A 12,273-nucleotide genomic window follows, 5' to 3' on the forward strand; every position below is an offset into this window, starting at 1 on the left:
AGCAGTTGGAGGAAATTATGGACATACAGGCAAGGATGCAGGAGCTTTATCGCCTGATTTCGTATTATAATGATCGTTATTATAATCAAGATGATTCTGAAATCAGTGACTATGAATACGATCAGTTGTCATTGGAGCTAAGGCAGCTGGAAAAAGAATATCCATTATTTGCAAGAAGTGATTCGCCCACACAAAAAGTAGGTGGAACCGCAAAGCGAGAATTAAAAAAAATGAAGCATGATGTGCCTGTGATTAGCTTACAGGACGTATTTACAAAGGAAGATGTTTTTCGATTTGTTCAAAAAATGAGAGAAGAATTAAAAGACGTTGCTTTTGTTGTGGAAAAAAAGATCGATGGACTCTCTATTGTTTTGCGTTATTACGATGGTATTTTAAGAGAAGCAATTACACGTGGGGATGGCGAAATTGGTGAAAGCGTCTATGAGAATGCTTTGGAAATCAAAACTGTCCCTAAGAAAATAGCAACAAAGCTTGCCTATCTAGAAGTTCGTGGTGAAGTTTATATGTCCTCAGAAAGTTTTGAAAAAGCGAATAAAAAGCAATTAGAAACGGGAGGTAAGATTTATCAGAATCGAAGGAACAGTGCGGCAGGTACGATGAGACAGTTGGACAGCAGCATTGTTAGAGATCGTGATTTAGATATTTTTATTTTTAATTTAGAGATTTCAGAAGGAAAAACATTTGCATCTCATTCGGAAAGTCTACTTTGGTTACAGGAGGAAGGGTTTGCAGTCAGTCCGGAGTTTCAGATTTGTAAGACGGCAGAGGAAGTTTGGAATACAATTTGTGAGATTGGCGATACTCGTTGGAATTTACCTTATGCCATTGATGGAGCTGTTGTAAAAGTTGATGATTTAACGGATCGCGCGATTTTAGGAATGACATCTAAGGTGCCTCGTTGGGCGGTAGCATTTAAATATCCGCCAGAACAAAAAGAAACCGTGATTCAGGACATTGTTGTTCAAGTTGGAAGAACGGGAAGGTTGACGCCTTTGGCGATTTTAGAGCCGGTTCGTTTGGCAGAAACTACGGTTAGTCGTGCTACGTTACACAACCAAGACTATATGGATGAAAAAGGCATTCGTATCGGAGATACGGTAATCGTTCAGAAAGCGGGAGATATCATTCCTGAGGTTCTTCGTGTAGTAATGGAAAAAAGACCAGAGGAAACGAAGCGGTATGTGCTGCCGGAAATTTGCCCCGTTTGCGGTGCAAAAACAGAACGGGAAGCGGATGGTGCACATTTACGATGTACAGGAGAAGAATGTGCGGCAAAGGATATTCGCTCCACAACTTATTTCGTATCAAAAGATGCCATGAATATAGATGGTTTTGGTCCAAGTGCAGTGGATGCACTCATCAGTGAAGGTTACATTAAAAATGTTTCTGATATATTTCGTTTAAAGAATCACAGAGAACGTTTGATTGAAGAAGGTATTATCGGTAAAGAAAAATCAGTCGATAATTTATTAAGAGCTATAGAAAAATCAAAAGAAAATGATTTAGATCGTTTGATAACAGGTTTTGGTATTAAAAACATTGGGAAGCAATCTGCAAAAACGTTAGCGATGCATTTTTCTGATATCGATCATATCATGGCAGCAACAAAGGAAGAGTTTATGCAGCTTCCTGATTTTGGTGAGACCGTTGCAAACAGCCTCATAGAATATTTTTCAAAAGAAAAAAATCAAAGCTTGGTGCAAGAACTGAAGGACGTAGGTGTGAACGTTACCTCCTTAACAAATAAAAAGAAGAAGGATGATCGTTTTGCTGGGAAAACCTTTGTGCTTACGGGAACCCTTCCGAGTATGACAAGAGAGCAAGCAAGCGAAATCATTGAATCGTATGGGGGAAAAGTTTCTTCCAGTGTTTCGAAAAAGACAAGCTATGTTTTAGCAGGTGCTGAAGCGGGAAGCAAATTAGTAAAAGCAGAAAGTTTAGGAGTAACCGTGCTTTCGGAAGAAACCTTTTTAGAAATGACAAAGGAGCAGTGAAATGAGGAAATTAAAAGCAGGGAAATTGGATACCGAACTATTGGAACGTATTGTTTTTAAACATATCAAGCATAGACGAAAAGAGGTTTTGGTACGGCCTGGTGTTGGCGAAGACTGTGCAACCTTGGATTTTGGTCCATATGAGTGCGTAATGTCAACCGATCCGATTACAGCTGCTATTTCTGAGATTGGAAGCTTGGCGATTCATATTACGTGCAATGACATTGCCTCAAATGGCGTTGAGCCACTTGGAATTATGCTTGCGGTTATGCTGCCTGTGGGAACAACGGATGAAGAAATAGAGGATATTATGAAGCAGGCTGCTGAGGTAGCAGAATCCATAGGCGTGGAAATCATTGGCGGACATACCGAAATTACGCCTGCTGTTAATCGTCCGGTAATTGTATCTACAGCGGTAGGAAGATCGGTTTCAGGTGAATCGCAAAGGGCACAAGCAATGCGCCCGGGCGACTGCATTCTAATGACAAAGTATGCTGGACTTGAAGGTACGGGTATTATTGCCAGTGACTTTGAACGCAGGTTGAAAAATGTACTTACTGATGAAGAAATTACAGAAGCAAAAACCTTTTTAAAGCAGGTAAGTGTTGTAAAAGAAGGAATTGCAGCAGGAAAAGTAGGGACTGCAGGGATGCATGATATTACAGAGGGTGGAGTTCTAGGTGCAGTATGGGAACTTTGTGAAATTTCAAATACAGGAGTAGAATTGAATCTTTCATCCATTCCGGTAAAAGAGGTAACAAAAAAAATTTGTAGTTATTTTCATATCGATTATTTACGCTTGATTTCTAGTGGATGTATGATGATCGTTGCACATCCAGACCAGAAACAGGCTATTATAGAAACAGTAGAAAAATGTGGAGTCTCAATTGCGTGTATCGGTGTCGTGACGGAACGAGAAGCGGGGCGTGTCTTACTGCAAGAAGATGGACAGCGAATTGAGATTATACCTCCGGCAAGTGATGAACTATATAAAATTGTAAAATAATTAGTAATAAATGAGGAATTAAATATGTTAGATTACTTTGGTATGAATCGGGTGATAGAACCGAAAAACACAGTGCCAATTGTAGCATGGAAATTGGATAATTCTAGGAAGTTACATTCTGATGAAATTTGTATTGCTCTACGAAGGGTTAAAATGGAACCTGGAAGCTTTCGACAGATTTGTAATGAATGCGAGTATGAAGAAGCAAAAATACATGCAAAAATATACGATATTATAAGAAGAAGAGGAAAGCTTCATAATCCTGCGACGGATTCAGGAGGAATGTTCTATGGAGTGGTAGAAGAAATCAATGAAAATTATAAAAATCCATTGGATTTATGTGTTGGAGAAGAGGTCTATGCAATGACTTCCTTAACAGCACTTCCGTTGTACATAGAAAATATTATTAATATTGATTTGCATTCCGGCATTCTCGAAGTAGAAGGATATGCTATTTTGTTTGATTATTCTCCCTTACTTCGATGTCCCGTGGATCTCAAGTATGATTTTACAATGACGGCTTTGGATGAGTCCGGTTCACTTTGTGGTGTCAATCGAATTGTAAGAGGATTTAAACGTGTTTTACTTTTGGGAAGCGATGTTATGCTTTTGTCTCTTTATGCCAGTTCTTTACGTAAAGAAATGGATTCAGGCTGTCGATTGGTAGCTGTACTTGATGAGAAAAGTGTGGATTTCCTTTCAAAAAAAGAAATTGAAAAAGCGTTGAGTCCTTTTTTTGATAAGGTTTATTTATTGGATGTTTTATCTCCGCTGGACAGTTTTAGCAAGATTGCGGAAGAAGAGCATGAACTATTTGATGTAAGCATCAATTGTGCGGATCTTTTAGGTGCAGAGGCTATCAGCGTGCTTTTAACAAAGGAGCATGGCTGTTTGTTTTTTGGGAGCATGAGCAATAATTATAATCTTGGTGTTCTCTTTGCGGAATCCATCGGCAAAACCTTGCGTACATATAGCTTGGATGAGTATATGGCAGGGTATGATGAATTTATATTAGAAATGGTACGTGAAAATAAAGATCAATTGATTGAAATTGAGAAACTATATAAAAAATACCCACTTGGAAACGAGCCTTCAGAAAAAGCAATTCAGATATTAAAATTTCGAGAAGTAGGAAAACGAGATGGGTTTCTTTATATGAGTGAAAAAACGAAGGCAATGGTAGATGAAGTTTTAAACATAGCATCTTATGATTGTAACGTTGTGATTCATGGAGAAACTGGAGTCGGTAAAGAGAAGGTACTAGGGCTGTTGCAAAAAAACAGCAGCCGCAAATTGAATCCTTGTATTAAAATCAATTGTGCAACCATCCAAGAAAATCTTGCAGAATCAGAATTTTTTGGATATGAAGCAGGGGCATTTACCGGAGCTTCCGCAACAGGAAAAAAAGGATATTTTGAACTTGCAAACAATGGAATTTTGTTTCTTGATGAGGTTGCTGATCTGCCTCTAGGGATGCAGTCAAAGCTTCTTCGGGTACTGCAGGAAAATCAGTTCTATCCTATTGGAGGAGTAAAGCAGATCAGTGTAAATGTCAGAGTGATTTGCGCCAGCAATAAGAATTTAAGACAGCTTGTGGAAAATGGGAAATTTCGAGAAGATTTATATTACCGATTGAATATTTGTGAGATTAACATTCCACCTTTACGTGAACGACGAGATGATATTTTCTGTCTTACGGATGCTTTTTTAAAAAAGTATAATCAAAGATATGGAATTACAAAAGTTATTGATACTTCAGCTTATACAGAGTTATATAAATATAATTGGCCGGGGAATGTAAGGGAGCTGGAAAATTTTATTCATCGCTTAGTTATAAATACTAGAGGGAATTTGATTCGTGATGTTGATGTTAACCAAGCTTTATATAAAAATTTATATGATAATACATTTGTTGAATTAACAGAAGGACTTATCAACGAGGAACACTTAGATTTCAATACAATTATACAAAATCAAGAAAAAAGACTGATTGGTTATGCATTAGAAAAGGAAAAAAATACACGAGATGCTGCACGATATTTAGGACTGAGTCAGACTTCTTTGCTTCGTAAAAAGCATAAGTACTTAATATAAATTAAACGAAAAATGAGAATATTGTAAAAGATAATGCGTTTTGCGCCGGTTTCGGCGCATTATTTTTTTGTTTTGCACCAAAACCGGTGCAAATAAATTTGAAGTCCTTCAAAGAGTGGCTAGAAACAAGGTCTTACCACTTAAAAAACTTTTGGCATAACACTTGCTTATAATATGCATGGTAATTAATTTTTATAACTTGAAGGAGGACAAGAAATGTCACGACAAAAAGAAAAGCGGAAACCATCTTTAGGACTTTCAATCATACCGTTTCTTTGCTTGATTGGAATTATGCTACCATGTGTAATTATCTTAAAGGCAGATCCGCAAATTCCACTTATTATTTGTACTGCTATTACTGCACTTATTGGTATTAAATTATTAGGTTATAAGTGGGAAGAGATTGAAGCTGCAATGATTGAAACAAATTCAATGGCAATGCAGGCAAACTTCATTATTATGATTGTAGGTTGTTTGGTTGGTGTATGGATTTCCGGAGGCGTAGTACCGGGCATGATTTTTTATGGATTAAAGATGTTTAGTCCAAGTGTATTTTTAGCGCTTCTTCCAATTATCTGCGCAGTCATTGCTGTATCTACGGGAAGTGCTTGGACAACTGCAGGAACGATGGGAGCTGCAGCTATGGGTATTGCAGCAGGTTTGGGTATTCCACCTGCAATTGCAGCTGGAGCAGTTGTAACTGGTGCATCCTTTGGAGACAAGCTTTCTCCGTTATCCGATAGTACAAACTTAGCGGCTGGTGTTGCTGGTGCAAATTTATTTGATCACGTTAGACATATGTTATATACAACGGTTCCAAGTTTTTGTATTGCGGTAGGTATCTTTTCCGTTATTGGTATGAGATATGGTGCAGATAGTGTTGATACAACTCAAATTGATATGATTTTAACAACATTACAAGAACATTTTAATATTACACCTTGGATTTTAATTGCGCCATTGTCTGTAATTGCAATGATTGTTTTAAAGGTACCAGCGATCCCGGGAATGATTTGTGGAACAGTAATTGGTGTAATCTTTGCAGTTACACAAGGAGGTGACCTTGGATCTATTATCGGTCAAATGATATATGGTTTTGAAATCAGTTCTGGCAATGATATGGTAGATTCTTTATTAAACAGAGGTGGTATGCAGTCCATGATGTACACCATTTCTTTAGTAATTTGCGCATTGGCATTTGGTGGTGCAGTAAAGTGCATTGGTTGCTTGGATACTATCATTGAGTCTATTTTAAAAGCATTCCAATCCAGAGGTGCAATTATGCTTGCAAACATTATAACTTGTATTTCTATGAACTTTATGGCAGCGGATCAGTATATGGCTATTGTAATCCCTGGACAAATGTATAAAGGTGTTTATAGAAAGTTAAATTTAGCACCAAAGAATTTATCTCGAGTATTAGAGGATGCAGGTACATTAACTTCTGGTATTGTACCATGGTCTACTTGCGGTGCAATATATTTTGCAACGCTTGGTGTAAGCGCATTTCAATATGCACCTTTCTGCTTTTTAGCGATGATTAACCCAATTATCTCTGCAATTTATGGATTTACAGGTTTAACATTGGCACCTCTTGATCCAAGTAAGCCAATTAAAAACAAATTAACGATTACAGAATTTGAAGAGGTTGAAGCAGCATAAAGTAACAGCCGGATAACCGGCTGTTCTAACGGAGCTCTGGGGACTTTGGGGTGAACTCTCTGCCGCCCTTTCCTTGGATCCCCGTTAGAGCAGCCGGTTTTTGTTGACAATATGCAGAAAAATATATATAATGTTCATGTGCATGAATTGCCTTTTAGAAGCTTCGTTGGCCGTGGTTTGGGTCCTGCGCAATAAGAATCTGTGAACCTCGTCAGGTCCGGAAGGAAGCAGCGATAAGCGGAAACTCTTATGTGCCGCAGATTAGCCTTTTCCACGCGTCGGCGGAGCTCCTAAAGGGCAATTTTTTACGTCGTTATCTTGTAAACAAAGGAGGTTGCTCATGTATCAGGCATTGTATCGTAGTTTTCGTCCGGAAACATTTCACGATATTCTTGGACAAGAACATATTGTTCGTATTCTCACAAATCAAATCAATGGGAATTCAACCAGTCATGCCTATCTTTTTTGTGGGACAAGAGGTACCGGTAAAACTTCTACAGCTCGAATTTTGGCAAAGGGTGTAAACTGTTTAGCAACACAAGGGGAAAGACCATGTGGCAGTTGTGAAAATTGTAGGAACATTACAAACGGCACCTTTATGGATGTAATTGAAATTGATGCGGCTTCCAATAACGGGGTAGAAAATATTCGAGAATTGCGTGAAAGTGTAAAATATCCTCCGGTGAGCGGACGCTGCAAAGTCTATATTATAGATGAAGTGCATATGCTGTCCACTGGGGCTTTTAATGCATTATTGAAAACCTTAGAGGAACCACCCGAAAATGTAATGTTTATTTTAGCTACGACAGAAGTTCAAAAGCTTCCTGCTACCATTTTATCGCGTTGTTTACGATTGGATTTTCACCGAGTTCCGGAAAAGCAATTGTCAGAGGGTATGCGTGAAATTTGCAATTCTTTGGGAATTGAGATAACGGATGGAGCTTTGGGATTGATTGCTTCTAATGCAGACGGATCAGTTCGTGATGGATTGAGTCTCTTAGAACAGTGTATTGCTGGGGGAGAGGAATCAGTGAAGCGGCAGGATGTATTAACTGTTTTGGGAAGTAGCGGTGAAGAGACGTTTTTAGAGATAACCGACTGTGTCATTCATCATAATGTTTCGGAAGCGTTGTTGCTATTAAACCGAATTTTGGAAGACGGTAAAGAAGTACGGCAATTTATGAAGGATTGGATTAGTCACTATCGGTGCCTTTTATTAACGAAATACATCAAAAACCCTGAGGACATGTTAAATATGTCGATGGAAAATGTAGAGCGAATTCGAAGTCAAAGTCAAGCTTTGGATTTATTCACAATTGACCAATCGATCATAACATTATCAAAGGCATTGAATGATGCGAGGTGGTCAACTCAACCTAGGATATTATTGGAATTGTCTATTGTTAAACTAGCGAGTGGTGAGTTTTTTCATCAAAATGAAAATGGACATAACGTGTTTAACGAAACAAAAGCAAAGGCGGTTGAACCAGCACAAAATTCTATACCGACTAAATCGGTACAAGAAAGGACGATACCGGAAAAATTAACACAAGAAAAACCATTGCAAGAACAAGAAAGACCATCACAAGATAAACCAGTGATACATTCAAATATAAATTGTGATTTAAGTAAGCTTTGGCAATCCATGTTTACAGATCCAAATGTAGTAAAGGGAAGTTTCCACTTACTGAAGAGAGGAACTTCTTTACGTGAAGTATCAGAAAATGGGTTTGTTGTAGAAGTCAGCAATGAATTATTAAAGAAATGTGCAATGGAAAATGCAGAGCAATTGGAAGCACTAATGGAACGACATATAGGAAAACGCTTACGTATGGAATGTGTTTTATCCACGCAAATTGAATCAAAGGCAGAAGATCAAGTCGATAAATTAGCAAATGCCATTGGAAAACGTTTTGGTTTAAGTATAGATATTAAATAGTTTGATAATAAAGGAGAAAAAAGAAAATGGGAAAAGGTATGAGAGCTGGGAAAAAACCAAGTGCTGGAGGCGGTAAAGCAAATATGCAAAAGCAACTACAGCAAGTGCAGCAGATGCAACGACAAATGGAAGAAATGCAGCAGGAATTAGATGAAAAAGAAATGGAAGCAACCGCTGGCGGTGGTGCAGTAAGTGTGAAGGTAAATGGAAAAAAACAAATTACATCCATTCAGATTAAGCCGGAAGTTGTAGACCCTGATGATGTTGAAATGTTACAGGATTTGATTATGGTAGCGGTAAACGAAGCGCTTCGTCAAATTGAAGAACTTTCACAAAACGAAATGGGCAAATTAACAGGAGGTCTATCCATTCCTGGATTGTTCTAATTTAGAAAAAGAAGCATAAAAAGGAAGCTAGGTGATTTCATGAAGCATTATGCAAAACCTCTGGCAAAATTAATCAGTGAGCTTTCAAAGCTGCCTGGTATTGGAGGAAAAAGCGCACAACGCTTGGCATTCCATATTCTTTCAATGGAAGACAAAGAAGCCAATACATTTGCAGAAGCTATTATTGACGCTAAGAAAAATATGAGATATTGTTCAATTTGCGGAAACTTAACCGATGTTGACCCTTGCAGCTATTGTGCTGACACTGCACGAGATCCAAAGATTATTTGTGTAGTGGAAAGTCCAAAAGATGTAATGGCAATGGAACGTATACGTGAATTTCATGGTCTTTATCATGTACTACATGGGGCGATTTCGCCTTTGGACGGAATTGGACCGGAGGATATTAATTTAAAATCTTTAATTGTACGCTTACAAAACAATGATGTGGAAGAAGTCATTTTAGCCACAAATCCCAATATAGAGGGAGAGGCTACAGCTATGTATATTTCAAGACTTATTAAACCCTCCGGCATTAAAGTGAGCCGAATTGCACATGGCATTCCGGTTGGTGGCGATTTGGAGTATGCCGATGAAGTCACTTTATCAAAAGCCATGGAAGGACGCAGGGAGTTGTAGTGGAAGAAAAGAAACACTATGTATACATTTTAAAATGCAGCAATGGCAGCTTATATACAGGATGGACAACAGATTTGCAAGCTCGTATAAAGGCACATAATCAAGGTGTCGGCGCGAAGTATACTCGTAGTCATCGGCCGGTGGAATTGGTTTATTATGAGACTTTTAAAAGCCGTTCCGATGCTTTAAAAAGAGAAGCGCAGATTAAAAAGTTGAGACGTACAGAAAAGTTGATTCTATTACAAAAATAAACATCCTATTTTTAAAAGATAATGTTAAAGATATTAGAAACCTCTTGGTAATGAATTTAATTGCCAAGAGGTTTTTGTGATTTGATTGATAGTGTTAACGGAATGCAGTTCAGAATTCCAGCTCTGTTTATTTTTGAATACTGTGAAAGCCTGCCGATCATAATCTAGTCGGCGGGGCCGACTTTCTCAACTACAATAATATGAATTCCAGCGCCTTTTATAGCAGAACTTATATTAAGCTTATCATCAACATTTTCTACGCTCACTTGTGCCTGAGGTTCTGTATTCAGCATGTGAACCCAGGCTTCCGGCAGAGGGAAAGCTTCCGGGAACCCCAGATGCGACATATGCGCGAAAATTGAATTGGAATTTGACAATGCATATTTTGCGATAACATATTGACCAGATTCAACAGGAATACTGAAGTCAACGTGGAGCTCATCCTTAAAGGAATTGATTATGTCATTTGCTTCGTAGACACCAGCATTACGCATATAAAGGTGCTGTATGTCGTCATTATAATTTATAATAGCAAGCGTATACGAATCTTTTTCGGACAAGTCATTTTTTATTACATAGTAATATTTTCCCCAGTAAAGAAGTTTTCCTTTTATATTCTTAAGCAGCTGGTACGCGTAAAAAGAAGGCTTGGGGACAAGACAGGAAGTGATACAGGAAGGGGCTCCTTTTAGTATCATGGACGGTTCACCCTGATCTCGCAATCTGCAGTGCATTATGTTTTCCTTTGAAATAAAATATGTCCGGAATATGTGTATCGCTGCGGCTATTGAGTCATACCCTGCCGAAGAACCACAGCACAAACCGTTGTCACATACCGTAGACACTTCGTATCCGATGAAACTGAGCCGATTTGCAATCAGTGCTGTTGTTGTTTCGCTGTCTCCCTGGCGGGAAGCAAGAATAACTCTAGAAGCGTTAAGATCATAGAGCAGATTGAAAATCCGTTCACCCATTATGTGATAATCCTCCTGAGTTATAACGACTTCAAGAGAGTGATGTATATTCATAACAGGGACCATCTGAGGATTCACATCAACGGTGAGATAAAGGCGATTTATGACCGAAGAGCTTTTTTCCTGATCACTTACAGCTGAAAGACATCGTCTGATCAGACTGACAGCCTGATTGTCAGAAAGCAGTTCAAACCGTGCAGGTCTCGCGTCGCTCAGAATGTGCGACATATAAAGCTGACGGTGCTCCAGTTGCGTATGACCAAACCATTTGCTGAAGAATTTATTGTAATATGATGTGGTTGAAAAGCCAACATCCTTTGCGATCGCACTGATTTTGCGGTCAGTTTCCAGCAGGAGTATTTCTGACATTTCGGCTCTGGCGAAACAGAGCAGCTCCTGAAAGTTTATGCCCATGTAATCACGGATAAGATGGGAGAGGTAAAAGGTACTTAAGTGTTCTCTTTCTGCCAGGTCTTCCAGGGTGATTCTGCTTGCGTGATTCGCGTATATATAGTTTATTATCCGGCTAATCCGCTCGACTACTACAGGATTATCATTTCTAAAATTCACTACAACCTTATCTTCGAAAGCAAACAAGTTGTAGTGCTGGTTCAGGTATTTTATTACTTCAATCATCTGATCTATACAGGTGCTTTTATAATTAAAACTTCTTCTTGAATAATCCAGCAGAATATGAAGAAGCATTTTATGGAGTGTATCAAACTTAAGATATTTATCATTATTTACATATGTCATGAAACATGTATGTCATGAAACATGCTTTGGGCAAAGTCGGAAAATATTGCGTGAAAAAGCGATTACTGACCTGTATAATTGCCACAACATTTTCCTTATCTGTCGCGGTCAAACTGTGAACTTCATGACCGCTGTTGGTAAAAATATCCCCTTCTTTCAGAAAGTAATGATGACATACGTTTTTCAGACGGATTTCCCCCTTGAGAACATAGACAAAATCAACATCCTGATGATAATGAAAAGGATATTCCGTAACTTTTACAATTCTTATGTTTATTGGAAAGTCATCAAGATATGCTGTTTTTTCAAATAACACGCTGAACACCTCTCTAGAAAACGAAACTGCCTATCTAAAACGAAGTCTTAATATACAATTCTATGTATACATTATATACCAGATTAGAAAACGGGAAAAAGCTTTTTATTGATTTTTTTAGCAAGTTAATTAAGGTTTATAGCAAACTAATTAGAGCCATAAGCCATAGTGATATAGAAAATAATAGAAAGAAACCATTTTTTCAAGAGTTAGTGGAGTCATTCTGTGGCTATTT

At 38.2% G+C, this 12,273-nt stretch carries 10 protein-coding genes and 1 other RNA gene; 9 read left to right on the plus strand and 2 right to left on the minus strand.

Annotation, left to right across the window (positions count from 1 at the left end):
• The first annotated feature begins 17 nt into the window (after positions 1–17).
• The 9 genes from ligA to I2490_RS14330 all read left to right on the plus strand — a co-directional run bounded on the left by ligA (position 18) and on the right by I2490_RS14330 (position 9,992).
• A complete protein-coding gene (gene ligA, locus I2490_RS14290; protein ID WP_206460449.1) occupies positions 18–2,015 on the plus strand; it encodes an NAD-dependent DNA ligase LigA in 1,998 nt (665 codons plus the stop codon).
• Between the two features lies 1 nt (position 2,016).
• A complete protein-coding gene (locus I2490_RS14295; protein ID WP_206460450.1) occupies positions 2,017–3,021 on the plus strand; it encodes an AIR synthase family protein in 1,005 nt (334 codons plus the stop codon).
• A gap of 24 nt (positions 3,022–3,045) precedes the next feature.
• Positions 3,046–5,115 (plus strand): sigma-54 interaction domain-containing protein, encoded by a 2,070-nt coding sequence (locus I2490_RS14300; protein WP_206460451.1) that lies wholly within the window; start codon positions 3,046–3,048, stop codon positions 5,113–5,115.
• A 216-nt stretch (positions 5,116–5,331) separates the two neighbouring features.
• Positions 5,332–6,777 carry a Na+/H+ antiporter NhaC gene (gene nhaC, locus I2490_RS14305; protein WP_206460452.1) on the plus strand — a complete coding sequence of 482 codons (1,446 nt, stop codon included), beginning with the start codon at positions 5,332–5,334 and terminating at the stop codon, positions 6,775–6,777.
• A gap of 175 nt (positions 6,778–6,952) precedes the next feature.
• An RNA gene (ffs, locus tag I2490_RS14310) (signal recognition particle sRNA small type) lies at positions 6,953–7,051 on the plus strand.
• Between the two features lie 66 nt (positions 7,052–7,117).
• Positions 7,118–8,716, plus strand: coding sequence for a DNA polymerase III subunit gamma/tau (dnaX, locus tag I2490_RS14315; RefSeq protein ID WP_206460453.1), 1,599 nt, complete (start codon positions 7,118–7,120; stop codon positions 8,714–8,716).
• Positions 8,717–8,742: 26 nt separating this feature from the next.
• Complete coding sequence (locus I2490_RS14320) at positions 8,743–9,102, plus strand: YbaB/EbfC family nucleoid-associated protein (protein ID WP_206460454.1); 360 nt, start codon at positions 8,743–8,745, stop codon at positions 9,100–9,102.
• Positions 9,103–9,141: 39 nt separating this feature from the next.
• Complete coding sequence (recR, locus tag I2490_RS14325; RefSeq protein WP_206460455.1) at positions 9,142–9,741, plus strand: recombination mediator RecR; 600 nt, start codon at positions 9,142–9,144, stop codon at positions 9,739–9,741.
• On the plus strand, positions 9,741–9,992 hold the full coding sequence (locus I2490_RS14330; RefSeq protein ID WP_206460456.1) for a GIY-YIG nuclease family protein: 252 nt from the start codon (positions 9,741–9,743) through the stop codon (positions 9,990–9,992). The genes recR and I2490_RS14330 overlap by 1 nt, the downstream gene beginning before the upstream one ends.
• 164 nt (positions 9,993–10,156) lie before the next feature.
• Here the strand turns inward: I2490_RS14330 and I2490_RS14335 are convergent, their stop codons facing one another.
• Complete coding sequence (locus I2490_RS14335; RefSeq protein WP_206460457.1) at positions 10,157–11,722, minus strand: helix-turn-helix transcriptional regulator; 1,566 nt, start codon at positions 11,720–11,722, stop codon at positions 10,157–10,159.
• Positions 11,706–12,038 (minus strand): cupin domain-containing protein, encoded by a 333-nt coding sequence (locus I2490_RS14340; RefSeq protein WP_206460458.1) that lies wholly within the window; start codon positions 12,036–12,038, stop codon positions 11,706–11,708. Before I2490_RS14340 ends, I2490_RS14335 begins: the two co-directional genes overlap by 17 nt.
• Positions 12,039–12,273 lie beyond the last annotated feature (235 nt).

The sequence above is a fragment of the Anaerovorax sp. IOR16 genome (assembly GCF_017168145.1).
Classification (GTDB): Bacteria; Bacillota; Clostridia; order Peptostreptococcales; family Anaerovoracaceae; genus IOR16.